Origin of the sequence: Ruminococcus albus 7 = DSM 20455 (assembly GCF_000179635.2) — a bacterium.
GTDB classification, from domain to species: domain Bacteria; phylum Bacillota; class Clostridia; order Oscillospirales; family Ruminococcaceae; genus Hominimerdicola; species Hominimerdicola alba.
Genome location: NC_014833.1, coordinates 481400 through 500844 on the forward strand (window position 1 = coordinate 481400; position 19445 = coordinate 500844).

14 protein-coding genes are annotated in these 19445 nt (G+C 46.0%); 8 read left to right on the forward strand and 6 right to left on the reverse strand.

The features are described 5' to 3' along the window. Window positions 1-47: 47 nt before the first annotated feature. The 6 genes from RUMAL_RS02255 to RUMAL_RS02280 all read right to left on the reverse strand — a co-directional run bounded on the left by RUMAL_RS02255 (window position 48) and on the right by RUMAL_RS02280 (window position 4964). Entirely contained in the window at window positions 48-1118 is a 1071-nt protein-coding gene (locus tag RUMAL_RS02255) for an aminopeptidase P family protein (protein ID WP_013497185.1), read from the reverse strand. A 20-nt stretch (window positions 1119-1138) separates the two neighbouring features. Continuing rightward, window positions 1139-1690: a PoNe immunity protein domain-containing protein gene (locus RUMAL_RS02260; protein WP_336470108.1), complete on the reverse strand. Its 552-nt coding sequence runs from the start codon at window positions 1688-1690 to the stop codon at window positions 1139-1141. Then, window positions 1638-2054 carry a YrhA family protein gene (locus RUMAL_RS02265; RefSeq protein WP_013497186.1) on the reverse strand — a complete coding sequence of 139 codons (417 nt, stop codon included), beginning with the start codon at window positions 2052-2054 and terminating at the stop codon, window positions 1638-1640. The genes RUMAL_RS02260 and RUMAL_RS02265 overlap by 53 nt, the downstream gene beginning before the upstream one ends. Continuing rightward, window positions 2017-2463, reverse strand: coding sequence for a type II 3-dehydroquinate dehydratase (gene aroQ, locus RUMAL_RS02270; RefSeq protein WP_013497187.1), 447 nt, complete (start codon window positions 2461-2463; stop codon window positions 2017-2019). The genes RUMAL_RS02265 and aroQ overlap by 38 nt, the downstream gene beginning before the upstream one ends. A 24-nt stretch (window positions 2464-2487) precedes the next feature. After that, window positions 2488-3111, reverse strand: a complete 624-nt coding sequence (locus RUMAL_RS02275; RefSeq protein ID WP_013497188.1) for a hypothetical protein — start codon at window positions 3109-3111, stop codon at window positions 2488-2490. Window positions 3112-3182: 71 nt separating this feature from the next. Continuing rightward, window positions 3183-4964, reverse strand: a complete 1782-nt coding sequence (locus RUMAL_RS02280) for a L,D-transpeptidase family protein (protein ID WP_013497189.1) — start codon at window positions 4962-4964, stop codon at window positions 3183-3185. A gap of 387 nt (window positions 4965-5351) precedes the next feature. Here RUMAL_RS02280 and RUMAL_RS02285 point away from each other — a divergent pair, with 387 nt between their 5' ends. From RUMAL_RS02285 to RUMAL_RS02315, 8 genes are all read left to right on the forward strand, one after another. Then, the gene (locus RUMAL_RS02285; RefSeq protein WP_013497190.1) at window positions 5352-7145 is read left to right on the forward strand and encodes a Na/Pi cotransporter family protein; all 1794 of its coding nucleotides are present in this window, start codon (window positions 5352-5354) and stop codon (window positions 7143-7145) included. Between the two features lie 283 nt (window positions 7146-7428). Beyond that, on the forward strand, window positions 7429-9399 hold the full coding sequence (gene uvrB, locus RUMAL_RS02290; protein WP_013497191.1) for an excinuclease ABC subunit UvrB: 1971 nt from the start codon (window positions 7429-7431) through the stop codon (window positions 9397-9399). Between the two features lie 27 nt (window positions 9400-9426). Beyond that, a complete protein-coding gene (locus RUMAL_RS21630; RefSeq protein ID WP_013497192.1) occupies window positions 9427-9576 on the forward strand; it encodes a hypothetical protein in 150 nt (49 codons plus the stop codon). Between the two features lie 20 nt (window positions 9577-9596). Beyond that, complete coding sequence (gene uvrA / locus RUMAL_RS02295) at window positions 9597-12431, forward strand: excinuclease ABC subunit UvrA (RefSeq protein WP_013497193.1); 2835 nt, start codon at window positions 9597-9599, stop codon at window positions 12429-12431. Window positions 12432-13002: 571 nt separating this feature from the next. Further along, entirely contained in the window at window positions 13003-13875 is an 873-nt protein-coding gene (locus tag RUMAL_RS02300) for a hypothetical protein (RefSeq protein ID WP_013497194.1), read from the forward strand. 16 nt (window positions 13876-13891) lie between these two features. After that, complete coding sequence (locus RUMAL_RS02305) at window positions 13892-14347, forward strand: helix-turn-helix transcriptional regulator (protein ID WP_013497195.1); 456 nt, start codon at window positions 13892-13894, stop codon at window positions 14345-14347. A gap of 9 nt (window positions 14348-14356) precedes the next feature. After that, window positions 14357-14656, forward strand: a complete 300-nt coding sequence (locus RUMAL_RS02310) for a hypothetical protein (protein WP_013497196.1) — start codon at window positions 14357-14359, stop codon at window positions 14654-14656. Window positions 14657-14866: 210 nt separating this feature from the next. Then, window positions 14867-19393, forward strand: a complete 4527-nt coding sequence (locus RUMAL_RS02315; protein WP_013497197.1) for a hypothetical protein — start codon at window positions 14867-14869, stop codon at window positions 19391-19393. Window positions 19394-19445: the final 52 nt, after the last annotated feature.

The window sequence follows — 19445 nt, forward strand, 5'->3', positions numbered from 1 at the left end:
TATGTTTGATTCTGTTTGGATCCGTTTAAATATGTCAGACCCGATCGTTATAAGCAGATAAGCTCTTTTCTTGCGAGAGTCATATTCTCGCAGCCGTTATTTTTTACAACCGCGAAGTCCTCTATCCTCACACCGAACTCACCTTCAAGGTATATGCCCGGTTCAATGGTGATAACGGAATTTTCGGGTATAAGTGCCTGAGAAACAGGTGACCCGTAGGGTTCTTCGTGTATCTCAATACCTACACCGTGACCCAGTGAATGTCCGAAATTATCGCCGTAGCCTGCAGCGGATATGATATCTCTTGCGGCAGCATCAAAGTCCTTGCCGGAGATATCCGCTTTAAGTGAGTCTATGCCTGCCTGCTGGGCTTTCAGGACTATGTCGTAAACCTTGCGCATCTTGTCGGCAGGTTCGCCCACGCATACTGTCCTTGTCATATCGCTGTGATAGCCGTCAACAACTGCGCCGAAGTCCATAAGTACGAACTCGCCCTTCTGCACTTTTCTGTCCGAGGGCACACCATGAGGAAGAGATGTATTTGGACCGCTCAGCACTATCGTATCAAAGCTGAGAGCTTCCGCACCGTGGGAAAGCATGAAATAGTCCAGCTTCAGCTGCATTTCGCGCTCTGTCAGACCTTCTTTTATATAGCCCAGCATGAACTCGAAGCCCTGTTCGGCTATGCGCTGTGCGGCTATCATTTTTTCTATTTCGTCAGCAGACTTGACCATGCGCAGTTTGCGTATGGTACGTCCGAAACGTCCGTCGCCCGGTATCTCAGCATTCAGCTGTTTGCGGTAAGATGCCAGTTCGCTGACGGTACAGGTTTGGCTGTCTATGGCAACTGTCTTGGTACCATGCTTTTCAAGAAGCTCGTTTATCTGGACATATTTTTCACTGCCTCTGGCTTCAAGCAGTACTTCACAGTCCTTTACTGTCGCGCTGGCTTTTTCGATGTACCTGAAATCTATTATCAGATAGCTTTTTTCAGGGAATACCAGCAGTGTTCCTGCACTGGATCTCATTCCCGTAAAGTAACGTCTGTTTATATCGTCAGTGATGATGCCGCAGGTACCTTCGTCGAGTTTTTCCTGCAGGCGTTCAAGCCTTGTCATAATTTACACCCTCGTTCTATTTAATAAGAATACAGCTCATAAGGAAAGTACTCAATACCATTCAGGCTGTCCGCATTTATGTTGAGTGCTTTCATCAATGCAGCGATCTCAAATGTCCAATATCCGAAATAGAGCTTTTCCTTGGCTTTATGTGCATCATACCAGTAAGCGTGGGAATGGCTTTTATACCATTTTTTCTGCAGGTATCCTATGATGCCGCCGGTATCATTTTTGCAGATCATTTCCCACATATCACCGTAAATATCGGGATATTTCAGAGTATTACAGTCAGGCAGCGCATTTGCTTCCAGGCACTCGATGATACTGTCATACCCGACATTTTCCTTTATCAGCTTTGTGACTTGATATATGGTATCATTGTCCGCTTTAAAAAGCACACACAGGGACAAAAAGCGCAGACCGTCATCATACGAATCAGTATCCAAACTGTCACTGACAGATCGGATCAGATCCGTGAATTCGCTTTTCAGCTTATCGATCGCATACCCTCTCGAATATTTAGCGATCAGCAGACCTGTCCTGATAGAAAACAGCTTTCTTTTCGCTGGTATTGTAAACGATGTGGTCTATACTTGATTTTCCCAGCAGGATATAGTCGGTTATATCCGTCATATCCCTGAAAGATGAGTTGAACCGTATTATATCCATGCTCTTTTTTCTCGGATATTCGGTTAGGAACTCTTCATCATACACCCCGCAGATACTGCGTCCATCATATGACAAACCATTTGTGTGGTGCAGAAATTCTATATAATCATTGGGTAAACCAACTTCAAATAAAGAATAGAATTCTTTATCTGCGTCGTTTATCTTTTCCTGTGTCGGCTTTTTGTATGCAGCCGTATCGGGCAGTTTTGAAAGAAATTCTGTATACGTATTATTCAGCCTGTTCGCTCCACTTATAATTGAGTGCATCAACTGCCATGAGATAAGAATACTTGCCGAAACCGCTTATCTGTCCCACGCATACGGGGGCTATCACGGACTTTTCACGGAATTCGTCCCTAGCGTGGATATTGCTGAGGTGTACTTCTACCACGGGTATCTTTATAGCGGCTATGGCATCGCGGATAGCGTAGCTGTAATGGGTATACGCGCCTGCGTTCAGCACCACACCGTCGAATTTCTTTCTTGCAAGATGCAGTTCGTCTATTATCTCACCCTCATGGTTGGACTGGAATACCTCACAGTGGATGCTGTATCCGAGCGCGTGCGCAACTATCTCATCGTTTATGCTCTCGAATGTATCAGTGCCGTATACTCCGGGCTCTCTTTCGCCCAGAAGATTGAGGTTCGGTCCGTGTATCACAAGTATCTTTTTCATTATGTTCCTCTTTTCTGCCGTCCGTTATTCTGCGTTGGACGGCTTTGTTATTTCAAGCTCGATATAGCTGTCTATCTCACCGCCGCGGACGAAGAACATATCGTATATGCCCTCGGTGGCTTCATCGGAAGCCACGCACATTCCGCCAAGATCTCCGTGTTTTTCTTTGTCGGGCTTGTTGCCGTAGTCGTTGGCGAATCCGCCTTTTTCACTGAGTTCTTTCAGCTTTTCCTCGGTGAGTGATGACATATCGCCTACACTGTCCTGACGGCATATATAGATGTTCCAGCCGTCATCGAGATCGGTGTCGATGTACATCTCAAATACTTCGTCAAGTTCAAAATCGGATATAGCGACTTCCTTTGTGTAGCCTTCCTCTGCCATCTCCTCTATATCGGGTGAATTGCGCCAGGTGGATTTTGATTCGAGTATCAGCCCTTTTATCGCCGAGGGCTTATCCTCATACATATCCTTCAATACACCCAAGGTATCCTCTTCGCCTTCTGCAGCAGATTCATCATCCTTAGCTGCGGAAGTTTCCTTGTCAGCTTTGCTGGCTGTCTGCTTTGGTTTTTCCTTATTGCTGCAGGCAGCAAGACAAAGTGCAGCTGCAAGCAGCGATATCACTAATACTATTTTTCTGTTCATATCCTGTCACCATCCATATATTGTTTCAAGAAAAAAGCCGACGGATATTGACTCCGTCGGCTGTCTGCTTTTTACCAGTACATAAATACAGGCGTGTCTAACGGAACGTTGTTGTATATGTACTCTGCTGCATCGTATGGCAGATTTATACAGCCGTGGCTGCCCCATGTTGGAGATTTATACTTATCTCCTCCGAAGACTCCTCCCTGCCAGGAAGCATCGTGGAAACCTATGCCTATGGTGCTGAAATAGTTCCAGAACTCAACATAAGAAGCGTAGGACTGTCCGTCCGAACTGCCGACCAGTGTCTTGCCGCGCTCCTTCAGCCAAAGCTTATATACTCCCGCAGGAGAATTTCTGGATTCGCTTGGATAGCCTGATACGAAATCGCTTTCCATTTTCATCTCGCCGTTTTCATAGTACCATAGATGCTGCTTCGCGAGATCCACATCGAAATAGGTATCGCTGAAATCCGATTCGGCAGTGAGCCAGTCGGGGTTGCAGGTATAGCTGTAAGTCGAGTCGGGGTTGACATAATATATAGCTTCTGTCCTGCTTGATTCGCAGTTCTTTATGCTTTCTATGATATAGTCCGTCATAGCGTCTTTGTTAAGCCACCATCCATAGCAGCCTGCGCCCTGGGGTACTGTTATCGCGCCCCTGCTGGTAGATACGAATTCTCTGTCTTTGCCGAAGGTATCATATTTGCTTGCTAAACGATTTACATACTGCTCGACCTGATCGCGGTCTACCTCCAGGGAATTTACAGGATCGTCTTCATCAAAGCCTATCCATTTCGTAATGGTAAGACCGTCAATCTTCTCAGTGCCCTGGTGAAAATCGAATACAATTTCGATACTATCCAGATTGTTGAGCTTCTGGCATTGTTCATAAAGGTCATCTGCATGGATCTTTGCTTTTTTGTAGCAGTCAACCGAGCCGATAGCAATATCAAAATTCATATTATCAAGTTCGCTTTCGACGTAATCGAAAAGCAGCTGTATCTTGTTTGTATCTATGGTATCGCCGTCTTCTTCGTTTACAACAACGAAACTGCCGCTGTCGCTGCGGGTTATATAAGCGTCCTTTGGCGGCTTGGCTTTCTGATTCTTTATAAGCTTGTGCGCCAGCAGATTTTCCAGTTTTTTCTTGTCGTAGTGGAATGAATTCTTTATGGAGTATTCATCCTTTTCAAACTTGGCATTGAGCCACTTGCCGTGATCCTGACCGTTATAGTACTTGTTTATAAGTTCCTCTGTATTATCGACGTAGCCTATATCTTTCAGCGCGATATTCATCCCTGAGCCGTCCCTTTTGGTAATATAAACAGTTTCCGGGATGACGGACTTCTTTTTTAACTCTGCCAGAGCCTGTTTCTTGTCCATTCCGCCCACATCAACACCGCTTATGTAAGTGTTGTCGAGAAAGGTGTCCTCATAAGCTTTTCTGCCTATGATAAATACGCCGCCTGCCGTTACAAGACCTGTCAGCAGTATGCACGTGCAGATCAGGGCTGCCTTGGTCGCGGTCATCTTTTTCTTTTTCTTCTTTTTGACCTTTGCGGCCTGCTTTCTGACAGCGGATGTATTTGTGCTGCTTTTGCTGCCTGCGGACTTTGCAGTGCGACTGCCGCTGCGCTGTCTTTGTGCGGTACTGTTTCTGCTGCCTGATGAACTGCCTGTGCGCTTTTTACGCGGATATCTTTCTCTCGCGGCAGAGGCATAAACAGTATCGAAAGCATCCTCGCCGAAATCCGTCACGCCCCTTACAGGCTCGGGATCATCACCGAAATTTTCTGTCATGGACATATTCCTGGCGATCATTCTGGCAAGATCTTCTTTTCTCGTCTCCATAAAAAAGAAACTAACCTCCTAAATCTTAGAAACTCATTTACACTCTCCTCTGTACTTACGCGTACAGAAATCCATTTTTATTATACAACATTTTTTTATCTTTTTCAAGAACTTTTTGAAAGTTTTTTCAATAGTGATCCGGGTGATGCTGAGAAAACCAATGATTGTTGTATCGGGGAATTTAGTAACAAAACGCTATGTCGGATGATATCGTTACCAATTGTGCAAAATCTCTAATAATCGACATTGTTAGCCGATAGGCATTCTAATCGGCAAGTGATTGACAAGAGCAGTTTTTTAAGTTATAATTTATGATGCAGGAGTATGATAGAGTTAACGAAACGAGGGCGGCCGGGGGGCTGTCGAGGAAAGTAAAGGAGTAAAAATATGTCTATCTTCTTCAACATACTGGTCGCGATAGGCGGACTGGCGATGTTCATGTACGGTATGAAGACCCTTAGTTCGGGTCTTGAAAAATCTGCCGGCGGACTTATGGAAAAGATACTTGCAAAAGTATCGGGCAATATCTTCACAAGTATATTCTTCGGCGCTGTTGTGACTGCGGCGGTGCAGTCCTCGACTGCGACTACGGTAATAGTTATCGGTCTTGTTAATGCGGGACTTCTGAAACTCCGCGGCGCGGTGGGAATAATCATGGGTGCGAATATCGGCACGACCATGACAGCTCATATACTCAGACTTGCAAGTGTTGGTGAATCTGACAGTTTTCTGATAAACCTTGTAAACCCTGTAAATCTTTCAGCAATTCTGGCGATAGCGGGCATGGGTATAATAATGTTCTCGAAGAAGAACAAGAAAAAGACGGTCGGCGAGATACTGCTGGGTGTTGCGATACTGTTCACAGGTATAACCACCATGAAGAACTCTATCGGACCTCTTTTCAAGGATCCCGATACGGTTCAGAAGATATTCAGTCTGCTGAAGAACCCTGCGCTTGGTATACTGGTCGGTATAGTCGTAACTATCTGCACACAGTCCAGTGCGGCTGCGGTAGGTATACTACAGATAATCGCAAGCGGATCGGGCGGCGCAGTACTGTTTGCATCGGCATTTCCGATAATCATGGGTACAAACATAGGTACCTGCGCGACACCTCTGCTGTCGTCACTGAAATCTTCCAAAAACGCAAAAAGAGCGGCACTGCTGCACTTTTACTTCAATTCCATCGGTACTATACTGTTCCTGATAGTGATATACGCAGTTCAGTTCACTGTGGGCTGGTCATTCTGGAATGAAGGATTCGATGACGGTGACATAGCAAACTTCCATACACTGTTCAACGTTATCGTGACTGCGATATTCATACCCTTTGCAGGTGTACTTGAAAAGCTTGCCTGTATCACAGTTCGCGATAAGCCAGGCGAGGAAGAAGACGTATTCTCCAAGGAAGATCTGCTGGACGAAAGATTCCTTGTTACCCCGAATGTTGCTATCGCACAGACAAGGGAAGCGGTCGTTCAGATGGGTATATATGCCCGCAAGAACTTTGAATCTGCCTGCATGATGTTCGATAAGTATGACATGAGGGAGATAGAGAAGATCAACGAGCGTGAGGAACTGCTGGACAGGCTTGAAGACCGTGTGGGTCAGTACCTTATCAAGCTGAATGACTGTAAGCTCAACGAGGACGAGGGACGAATGGTAACTACCCTATTCCACCTGATAAGCGAGTTTGAACGTATCGGTGACTACTCGGTGAACCTCTGTGAAACAGCAAATGTGCTTTATGAGGAAGAAGCACACTTCTCTGAAAGGGCTAACTGGGAGCTCAGTGTAGTTCACGGCGCTATTTCCGAGATAATCGGTCTTGCAATCGAAGCAACAAAGACTATGGATATGAATGTACTGACTGAGATAGAACCTCTTGAAGAGGTGGTAGACCGCCTGGTGGAAGAACTCAAGGCGGTACATATCGACCGCTCAAAGAACGGTCAGTGTCCTATCGAAGTCGGAATACATTTCCTGGATATACTTACCAATGTGGAGAGGATATCCGATCACTGCTCAAATATAGCAATATATCTTATCTCGACAAAACAGCAGTATGAGACCCTTAAAAAGCACGAATATCTGGACGAACTGCACAAGCACGGTCCCGAGACCTACGAGAAAAAGCTCAAAGAGTACAGTGCAAAGTACTCACTTGAAACACTGGCTTAGGCTGAATAATAAAAACCGAATAAGTATCAAAGCAGGTATGCGGAATTCTGTGGCTGTACAGAGTGAGTGTGCCTGCTTTTTTGCGGATGAATGGCAGTCAGTATCAGAGAATAAATGCTCTGCTCAGACGTTTGTTTGTGATCAGCAGAGTAGTTGACGGCAAAGGTCGGAATGCCTGTAATTAACGAAAAATCTCTTGACATAACGCTCCTTACGATGTATAATAGTAAACGATTGTTCGCATATTATTTCTGTGTTTTTTCAGCAGGGAGGTTTGGTGTTCGTGGATAGATTCCAACTGGTTTCGGATTATAAGCTTTCCGGCGATCAGCCTGAAGCAGTGGATGCTCTGGTAAAGGGCGTAGAATCGGGTATGAAGGAGCAGACGCTTCTGGGCGTTACGGGCTCGGGCAAGACTTTTACTATGGCTAATGTTATCGAGCGGTTAAACCGTCCGACCCTTGTACTTGCTCATAACAAGATACTTGCGGCACAGCTTTGTTCGGAGTTCAAGGAGTTTTTCCCGAACAATGCGGTGGAGTATTTTGTAAGCTACTACGATTACTACCAGCCCGAAGCCTATGTTCCCAGTACAGATGTGTACATAGAAAAGGACAGTTCTATTAACGATGAGATAGATAAGCTGCGTCATTCTGCTACTACGGCTATAACCGAAAGGCGGGATGTTATAATAGTAGCCAGTGTTTCATGCATATACTCCCTTGGTGATCCGTCAGAGTATAAGTCCATGGTGGTAAGTATACGCAAGGGAGCTGAAAAATCACGTGATGAGCTTATTGCGGAGCTTGTGAAGATACAGTACGAGCGAAACGACATCAATTTTGTAAGAAATAAGTTCCGTGTAAGGGGCGACGTGGTTGAGATATTCCCTGCGGATTCCACGGATAAGGCGCTGAGAGTCGAGTTCTTCGGAGATGAGATCGACCGTATATGCGAGGTGAACGTGCTGACTGGGGAAGTGCTCTCAACGCTGAATCACGCTGCTGTTTTTCCTGCATCTCATTATATCGTCGGCCGCGAGAAAATGCTGGATGCTATCGACGAGATAAAGGAAGAACTTGCTGAACGTGTGAAATGCTTCGAGGACAGAGGTATGCTGATAGAAGCACAGCGTATACAGCAGAGGACGAATTACGATATGGAGATGCTGGAGGAGATAGGCTTCTGCAGCGGAATAGAAAACTATTCCCGCGTACTGGCAAGACGTTCAAAGGGTGCTGTACCTTTCACGCTGTTTGACTTCATGCCGGATGATTTTCTGCTTATGGTGGACGAATCTCACGTTTCACTGCCGCAGGTAAGGGGAATGTTCGCAGGGGACAGGGCGCGTAAGCAGACTCTGGTGGATTACGGTTTTCGTCTGCCCTCGGCACTGGATAACCGCCCTTTGCAGTTCGATGAATTTTACGAGCGCATAAATCAGGCTATATTTGTATCAGCTACCCCGGGACCCATAGAAAAAGAAAAGTCGCAGCAGATAGTGGAACAGGTGATAAGACCTACAGGACTTCTCGATCCGCTGATATCCGTAAGACCTACCGATGGTCAGATAGAGGATCTGCTTGGCGAGATAAACAAAAGGGTAGAGAAAGGTCAGCGTGTGCTTGTGACTACGCTCACAAAAAAGATGGCTGAAGATCTTACTGCCTATCTGAAGGGCTTTGATGTTAAGGTGCGGTATATGCACCATGATATTGATACCATTGAGCGTATGGAGATAATACGCGATCTTCGTCTGGGCGAGTTTGATGTGCTTGTTGGTATCAACCTTCTGAGAGAGGGTCTTGATCTGCCCGAGGTTTCACTTGTTGCGATACTCGATGCTGACAAGGAGGGCTTCCTGCGTTCGGAAAGTTCGCTTATCCAGACCATAGGCAGAGCGGCAAGAAACTCGGAAGGTATGGTAATAATGTATGCCGACAGCGTGACACGCTCGATGGAGAGTGCCATACGTGAGACTGAAAGACGACGTGCTATACAGGAAAAATATAATGAGGAACACGGCATAGTTCCCAAGACCATAGTCAAGGATATAAGAGATGTCATTGAGATATCCACAAAGGAAGAAGCGGAGTATTCCGCAAGACAGGCTGTGAAGCTTTCGAAGGCAGAACAGCAGAAGCTTATAGATAAGCTGACCCGCGAGATGAAAGAAGCTGCGAAGCTTCTTGAATTTGAGCACGCAGCATTCCTGCGTGACAGGATAGCTGAACTCAAAGGGGAGAAAAAGTGACCTGTGGATGGTTAGGAATGGATAAATATGAAAAGGGTTTTCTTTAAAGCACAAGGCGTATATAGTGACTATATTGATAGTTTCATTGATGACCTGAATGATAACGGCAACGCAGAAGTCTCATTCTGTGCTAGTATACAAGGTCTTTATTATGCTTTTATTGAGATGGATAACTGATATTAAACGGAGTTGATAAAATGCCCATTAACGAAATAATCATAAAGGGTGCGAGGGAGCATAACCTTAAAAATGTGGATCTTACGATCCCACGTGACAAGCTGATAGTTATGACGGGGCTTTCGGGATCGGGTAAGAGTTCGCTGGCTTTTGATACTATATATGCGGACGGTCAGAGAAGATATGTGGAATCACTGTCCTCTTATGCAAGAATGTTCCTGGGGCAGATGGACAAGCCCGATGTTGACAGTATTGAAGGGCTTTCCCCTGCGATATCCATAGATCAGAAGACTACATCGAAGAATCCGCGTTCAACTGTGGGCACTGTTACGGAGATATATGACTACCTGCGTCTTTTGTATGCGAGGATAGGTGTGCCACACTGCCCTGTTTGCGGACGAGAGATAAAACAGCAGACAGTCGATCAGATAGTCGATCAGCTGATGGCGCTGGAAGAGGGTACCAAGATACAGCTTCTCGCTCCCATAGTGCGTGGAAGAAAGGGTACTCACCAGAAGGAGTTCGAGCAGGCTAAGAAGTCCGGCTATGTACGCGTGAGGGTGGACGGCATAACCTATGATCTTTCGGAGAATATAGAGCTTGAAAAGAACAAGAAGCATACTATCGAGATAGTGGTTGACAGGCTTGTTATCAAGGAGAGCGTAAAATCGAGACTGACGGATAGTATCGAAACTGTGTCCGCGCTGACGGGCGGACTTGTGACGGCTGATGTTATCGGCGGCGAGGAAATGACGTTCTCGCAGAGCTATGCCTGCCCTGAACACGGAGTGTCCATAGGGGAGCTTGCACCCAGAATGTTCTCGTTCAACAATCCCTACGGTGCCTGTGAGAAGTGTACGGGTCTGGGAGTTTTCAAAAAGATAGATCCCGACCTGATAGTGCCGAACAAGAATCTATCCATATCCGAGGGCGCTATCAAGGCGAGCGGCTGGAACGTTTCTGACGATAGCTCAATAGCCAATATGTATTTCAGGGCGATATCCGATGAATACGGCGTGCCGCTGGATAAGCCCGTCAGCGAACTGACAGAGGAACAGCTCGACCTGTTCCTGTATGGTACAGGCGACCACAAACTTCATCTTTCACGCGGCAGCAAGTTCTACAAGGCGGAGTATGATTCAGCTTTTGAGGGAATAATCCCCAATCTGGAAAGACGTTATAAGGAATCGAACAGCGATTGGTCAAAGGCTGATATCGAATCGAATATGAGCGAGGAAGCCTGCCCTGCCTGCAAGGGCAGAAGACTTCGTTCCGAGAGCCTTAGCGTGACTGTGGGCGGACTGAATATTGCGGAGCTTTGCGATAAGTCTGTTGTGGCAGTTCTGGGATTTCTTGAAAGTGTTGATCTGACAGAACGCGAAAAACTCATAGGCGAGAGGATAATCAAGGAGATAAAGGACAGACTGGGATTCCTTGCCAGCGTGGGTCTTGAATACCTGACACTGTCCCGTTCTGCGGGTACGCTTTCTGGCGGCGAGAGCCAGAGAATAAGGCTTGCTACGCAGATAGGTTCGTCATTGGTGGGCGTGCTTTATATCCTTGATGAGCCGTCTATCGGTCTGCACCAGAGGGACAATGATAAGCTGATAGCTACGCTGAAACGTCTGCGCGACCTTGGCAACACGCTGATAGTGGTCGAGCATGACGAGGATACCATGTATGCCGCTGACCATATAGTCGATATAGGTCCGGGAGCAGGCATACACGGCGGTGAAGTCGTGGCGCAGGGTACGGTGGAAGATATCAAAGCCTGCGAACGCTCGATAACAGGGCAGTACCTCAGCGGAAGAAGAAAGATACCCGTACCGACAGAAAGGCGCAAGGGCAACGGTAAATTCCTGACAGTAAAGGGTGCTAGGCAGAACAATCTGAAAAATATAGACGTTAAGATACCGCTGGGAACTTTCACCTGTGTTACAGGTGTATCGGGCAGCGGAAAGAGTTCATTGGTGAACGAGATCATCAACAAATACCTTTCTGCAAAACTTAACCGCGCGAAAGTAAGGGCGGGAGAGTTCGATAAAATGGAGGGTGTATCCCATCTCGATAAAGTAATAAATATCAACCAATCCCCCATAGGCAGAACACCGAGATCGAACCCTGCGACCTATACAGGCGTTTTCACCGATATCCGTGAGCTTTTCGCCCAGACACAGGACGCGAAGATGAAAGGCTACAATTCGGGAAGATTTTCTTTCAACGTAAAGGGCGGACGATGCGAAGCCTGCGAGGGCGACGGCATAATCAAGATTGAGATGCACTTCCTGCCTGATGTGTACGTGCCCTGTGAGGTCTGCGGAGGAAAGCGGTATAACCGCGAAACTTTGGAAGTAAAATACAAGGGTAAGAGTATATACGATGTACTGGAAATGACAGTTGAGGAAGGTGTGCAGTTCTTCACGAATATGCCGAAAATACAGCGCAAATTGCAGACCCTTTACGAAGTAGGTCTGGGATATGTGAAGATAGGTCAGCCTGCGACAACGCTTTCGGGCGGTGAAGCACAGCGCGTGAAGCTTGCGACTGAGCTTGCAAAGCGTGCGACGGGACGCACCATATATATCCTTGATGAGCCGACAACAGGTCTGCATACGGCGGACGTTCACAAGCTGATAGAAGTTCTGCAAAGGCTTGCCGATGCGGGAAATACTGTGCTTGTGATAGAGCATAATCTCGATGTTATAAAGACAGCTGACCACATAATCGACCTGGGACCCGAGGGCGGTGACAAGGGCGGTACAGTGGTATGTACAGGCACACCCGAGGAGATAGCGGCTTGTGAGGAGAGCTATACTGGTCAATATCTTTCTAAATTCATAATTCACAATTCGTAATTCATAATTGTTGGCAGGGCAACGACGAAGTTGGATAAGAATGCCAAGGAGAAGAGCTTTTCGCTAAAGTTCCGATTTCGCGACAGCAAATCTGTGTCCCAAACAAACTACGCCGCGAATCAAAGCGCGCGGTCAAGCCTCGCGCTAGCAGGCTTGCGGGGAGCCACAGTCAGCAAGGCTGACTGTTAGGGGCAGAGCCCTCAATCACCAAGGAACAAAACTAAAATGCACAGCGAACTATAAAAGCAAAACAAACTACCGACCAAATAAAGGCGCGGGCAATACCAAAAAGTACGAGCGTATACGACCGTATGCACTCGTATTTTTTTGTGCGTGATTATTGTCCGCGCCCGAAATCGGACAGCGAAGCGAATCCGATTTCTCGCACCGTCAGGGGCGACCCGATACCGCAGGACTGTCGTTACCATTAGCTTGGTACGGCTATTTTTATATGACAAAAAGGGAGTTATGTGAAAATTTGGAGAAAATTTTATATAAGTATTGACAAAATGAGTGAAATGGTGTAAAATTACACCATAGAAGCAAAAAGATACTATTTGGGGGAGTTTTAATGATACTCAAAAAACTGCTTGCAATAATGACCGCGGCGGTGCTGGCTGTTTGTGCGGCGGGGTGCGGGAAAAATACTGAAAAAGCGCCAAAGCACTACATGGCGGCAGATTATGAACTCGATGACCCTGCACAGCTTGATGACTGGCAGATAAACGTGCTGAAATCAAAAGGTCTGCCGACGGATTACAATGAGCTTAAAATCGGTCAGCGGGATTCGATTTACCGCATGGGAATGATGCACCGCTATCTGGTGGATAAGTACGGCATTGAGTTTGAGTATGCGGGCTATTATCAAAGTGGGTTCGGGCAGAAAGAAGAACTCATTGTAATGCCCGAAGGTGCTTATGAGAACGACAGCAGAAGCATAGTTTCTGTACGGGAGAAAGACGGGGAGTTTTCTGATAATTACGGAGATTATGAAGTGTTGATGTATATTGAAAATATGTACGAAGAACACGCAAAAGAGTTTTTCAAATCTGACAAGATCAAAGCGATAGCAGTTTCAGTTAATGATAATCAACTTGGTTACAGCCATTTTGATGAAGAAGAAAATTTTCACAATGACTTGGGAATCAGCGCAGTTGTTATAATTTCCGATGAGATATGTGACAGAGAAAAATGTGAAGAATACGCTGATGACTTAAGAAAATATCTCGGAGAGAGAGAACTAGTTGGGATAACAAGGATTTCTGTATTAAAAAATGTAGATGTAAGTAAAATAAATAATAATAATTTAAAAGATTATCGTAACGACAACTATATAATAGACTTAGATCTTGGACGAGATTCTGATGGAAAGACGGATATTTTGTATTTACATGAAGATAAGCATATCTATTATGATGAAAAAGGTAATATAATCGATAAATAGACAGAGGGGTGATAAAATGAACCGTGATGAATTCATCAGTATGATGAGCCGGAATCTTAAACTGGTGAGGACGGAGTTTGAACTCAATCAGGATAAAATGGCGCATTGTCTGGGGATATCGAAGAAAACTCTGGTGGAGATAGAAAAAGGAAGAACTCTGCTGGGGTGGACGGGTTCGGCGGCGCTGGCTGTCATATTCTCGGACAGCAGTGTTTTGCAGAATGCTTTCGGCGGCGAAATGAGTGACCTTGTAAAGGCGCTGGCTTTCGATGATACAACTGTCAACTTTCGTCAGACACATGGCGGCAAGGTATGGTGGAGGCAGATAGAGACCACCGATAAATGGAAGATACAGCAGAACTATATATCACAGCATTACCGCCTGCTGACAGCGGGCGACAGGTGCGTGTATTCCTCATTCCATCTGGAAAAGGTGAAGAAAGCGGCTGAGGAATATGAGCGGGGATTGTGACAGGCGAAGATGATCTCGGGAAAAAGGAACATCATTATAAGACTATCCCTCGGATTGCCTGTATGTGCGGCAATGACGATATTCTGGGCGAAAGTTATGGTAAGTGCCGAATACGGCGGTATAGCTTTTTTCAACTCAGGCGGAGATTATATCGCAGCCGCGATTATACTGCCGATAGTGTACATTATCTTTTGCAGGGTTATGGCAAAAAAGCTTCCTGTTGAAAACGGAAAGTGGGACGCTGGTTGCTGGGCGATGATGTTGATAGTTTATCCTGTTGCGACGCTGATTTGTAATTTCGTATCGTAAAAGCGGACAAAAATAAAGCAGAGAATTTGTGCAGAACGACACCATAAAAAGAGAGCAGACAAAACGTATATTAAAAGTAAGGGCTTTTAATAGCAGAAAAGTTCAGGAAAAAGCCCTGTCATCTTGAATATTTGTTAACGATATGTTATAATACAAATAACAAATGATTTTGAAATACTTTCCCCGTAACAGGGGCAAAGGGGTGAAACTATGGGAACAGTATTATTTATCATATTATGGGTGCTCTCGCCTATCATATTGCTGCCTATGTGTATCAGTTATTCATTGAAACGCAAAAAAATTGAGCGCTTCATAGATCAGCTGTACAGAGAAAGCAGGATATCCTCGAAAGAGAAGTTTGAACTTAAAACAGAGAGGGAGACTAACAGCAGGACGCTTTATAATATGACTCCCGTGCAGAGAAATGAAGGTTACTTCTTCAAAGACGAGGCACGTAATACTTACGGGCAGAAAGGGCTTCAGGACAGTGCGGGAAATGTCGGGTATGTTCCGCAGCCACAGCAGATTTCTGCTGAAAAGAATACTGCGGCGGCACAGAACGTTTCTGCGGTACAGGAGAATACACCTGCACAGACGGCTGTTCAGGCTGAAATACAGCCTCAGCACCATCACGACGGTGTTGACCTTGTAAAGCATACTGAAACAGTACAGGAAAAGCCCACAGAGGCAAGACCTGTTCAGCCTGAGCAGAAAAAAGCTGCGGAGATACATCAGCCTGCAGCGGTGCATACTGTTCCTGTTCAGCGTACACCCGCTCCTATGACGGCGGAGGAGTACAACAACAGACAGCCTCTTCCAGAATGGGCTAGACCTCAGGTCGTTCAGAGACCTCTGCACGCGCCGAGACCGAAACGAGAGAAGAAGCAGTACAGCTCTGCGGCGGTGCTTACCGGTATAGGCATAACATTCGTAGTGCTGGCAGGAATAATATTCTCAACTGCTTTCTGGGTACAGATGAGCGACTGGACCAGAGTTGGTGTACTTGCTGCACAGGCGGCGCTGTTCTTTGGGATGTTCGGCTTTACACATAAAAAACTGAAAATAGAGGGCACTGCGTCAGCGGTATACATACTGGGCTCGGTGTTCACAACGATAGCTTATTTAACTACGGGATACTTCGGTCTTTTCGGAGCGTGGTTCGGAATAGAGGGCGGCGGTATGCTGCTGTTCCTTGCAATGGGCGGACTATTGATAACGTTCTTTGCAGCGGGTGCTATGAAGGTATTCGCTAAGCCGGTATATGAATATGTTTCCTGTGCGACAATAGCGATATCGGGCACACTGATCCTTGGACAGTTTGCTGATTATTTTGAAAACAAATACGCAGTATTCTCGCTGCTGGTATCGGCTGCAGGTCTGCTGGTTTCAGTATTATTGTCTCTCAGAAAAAAAGATGGCAAAGAGATATCCAAGCCTGCGTATCTGATATACAAATTCGTTAAGGCAGTCTATGCGGTAATGGCTGTGCCGTGTCTGGTAGCTGATATCGGAAAAGGTGAGGTAGGATTTGGCTGGTCGCTGGCAGGCTGGGGCGTATGGATGATCTATACAGGTGAGACTCTCTGGCGTGCGATCCGCGATAAGAGCCGGAAATGGCTGGCTTACCATGCGGTGCTCATACTTGCAGGTTCAGTTGGCCTGATCATGACACTTGATAATTATCCTTTGTTTGCACTGCTGATAACCATATTCTCAGCTGTTGGCAGCTGGTCATATATCTATCTTGAAAAGAAAGATATGCTGCTTTTCAAGGCGGATAAGGTACACTTCTTTATGCGTGCCGTTTTCATTATGGCTGCGATACCCTTGCTGTTCAGACATCCTTATGAAAGCGGTGCACAGTTTGCTGTGATACTTATATGGCTGGTGGATCATGCTGCGATGGCAGTGCATTACAAACGTCAGGCGCTGATGATACCTCAGTGTGCAGCGGTGCTGAGTCTGGCACTTGAACTGATATCCAGGCTGGATCATATCGTCGATTTGTACAATACTGAAACGCTTGCCTCGCTGATACTTATCGTTGCAGGTATTATAGGTACTATGGTGTACAGATATCTGGAGCACAAGGGCAAGGTAAAGCTGAAAGCTAATGCTGTCAATGTACTTATGAGGATCTTGCTGAGCTTACCTGCATTTGCGTGCATGATTTTCGGAGCGGATGACAAAAACCTTATTATTTCCATGAGCCTGCTGCTGATCACAGAACTGAGCGTTTACGCTGTACTGTTCCGCAGACAGAATGAGCTGTTCTTCAGATTTGTATTTATATGTATAACTGTCGGGATGCTCATACCGCATGACTTTGACAAGTTCGGGCTTGATGATGATAAGCTGTTCGCACTGATAATGTTCGGTATGAGTCTGGTATGTACTGCGGTCTATGAGATACTGCTGCGCCATGACAAGGTGCTGTTCCGCGCTAAGCAGTTCATATTTTGCTCAAAGGCGTTTATCAGTCTGTTCGGACTTGCTATAGTGCTAGGAGATTTCTTCAGTGACAGTACATTCGGCTGGTTCGATTGGGTGATGCTTGGCAGTGTGGCAGCAGAAACACTTGCGTATGCTGTCATCAAGAAGAGCCCTTACCTGCTTTTGGTACACAATATCTGTCTTGCATTCATGCTTGCAGAGTGTGGTATACTGATCGATGACGCACCTTTATTTGCACTGATGGTGACAGGACTTCTCTCGGCACTTTCGATGATATACTTCCGTCTGCACGATACCGGCAAGCTGAGATTCAGCGCTAAGACTTCGATAATACTCATGCGTGGAATATTCGGGTATTTTGCTCTTGCTATACTCATACAGGACTTCGGAACATGGCGCTGGGAGTGTTTTGGCATAGCTGTGATAATTGCAATTGAGATGCTCTATTACGCTATTGCCAAGAGAAATCAGGGTATACTTCTGGCACATATAACAGCACTGACCTATTCGTTCCTGATGATAGGTATATATGCAAAGGACTTCACTGTATTTGCTTTGATATGCTGTCTGGTGGCTGCTGTCGGAAAACTGGTACATCATATACTCAAAGTGAAAAACAAACTTCGCTTTGATGTCGAATACCTTGTCTTCAGGGTGAATTTAGTTTATATACTGCTCTATGTGGTGATGCTGTTTATTGAATACCCGGATTACAGTCCTATATCAGCGGTAATATGGGCGATAGTCACAGCAGAACTGATATTCTACGGTATAGCCGAAAAGGACAAAGCCTATATCTATGCTCACAGTCTGACACTGCCTGTTTTGTTCCATGTGATAAGCTATATGATAGGCTCGCATTTTGGCGGCGGATATACAAACACATTTATATTCACAATGCTGATAGCTGCAGCACTGGCGCTTTACTATATCATACCTGCGATATTCTCGGATCTGGCTGATGTGCTTTACACAGCAGCACTGTTCGGACTGGGTGTAAAGCTGCTTTACGGTGCGGCACTTCCTTATGGCGTTATAGCTATGGCGGTGGCAGCGATATTCATGGCAATACAGGCATTCAGCAAGGATCATTTACAATCAAAGCTCATGCGGCTTCTTCTGCCGCTGCCTGAGATTGTAACAGCCATGATGCTTTCTGATCATATCTACAGAGAATACGGTATGCACTGCAGATCGCTTTCCATGGGAATATGTGCGGCGGTGCTCTGTGCAGGTGCATTTGCACTTCAGTTCGGTGATGAGAAAGAAAACAATTACAGGCTGATGAAGACCGTTACGGAGATCGGCTCGGGTGTATCACTTCTGATGGCATACGATCACGGGCGAGATCTTACGGCGGCACTGATAATGACTCTGGTGAGTGTAGTGCTTTTCGCAGTTATGCAGACTTCAAAGAGCAATATACATTCTGCACTGCCGGTGTTCACAATGTTCGCAGGTGCAGGTATGGCGGCACGTTCTATATGGTTCGATCCGATGCGTGAGGGTAATGCGATAGTATTGTTCTCAATTGCAATGACAGCAGTGCTGGCTGTTACATCAAAGCTTATGTTCCCTGACAGGCTGTATAAAAAAGATAATGACGGTCTGAAGCTTGACGTTGCTCATTTCGGTATAGTGTTGTGTGCGATCAGCTGTATCAAGGAGAGTATGATGTTCTCTCCGAGGGCGAGAATGTTCATAGCCCTTCTGGAACTGACAGTGTTCACAGCGAACTTTATACGCAGTGAGAGCACAGCTTCCTGCAAAAATGCGGCAATGACGACAGCGGCAGGGCTGGCGGGACTGGCACTGATCGGAAGACCTTTCATGCAGTTTGAAAACAGCACTGTGACAACCAAGATAATACTGGTTATAATCGTCCTCTTCGGTCTGGCAGTGAAGAAGATATGGGCTGATGACAAGAAGGTATCATCTGAATTCAGCCAGACAGTATTTATGGCAGCGTTCCTGCTGCTAATAGCTGACGGACTTATGAATCAGTCACTGCTGAACTCATTAGTGGTTCTCAGTGTATCTCTGGTGCTGCTGATATATTCCTTTGTCAGAAAGACAAGACGCTGGTTCCTGGTATCAGCTGTCGCACTGCTCGGACTCACCCTTTACATAACAGGCGATTTCCTTGCGGCTGTGGCATGGTGGGCTTACCTGCTGCTGGCGGGCATAGTGCTGATAGTAGTAGCGGCGGTCACGGAGTATCTTCGTCAGCGTGCGGCAAAGAACCCGCAGGAAGAAAGATTCTTCGTAGATTGGAAATGGTAGACATGATATATCGGAGGGCGGTCGAGCCGTTCTCCGATATTTTTTGCGATTA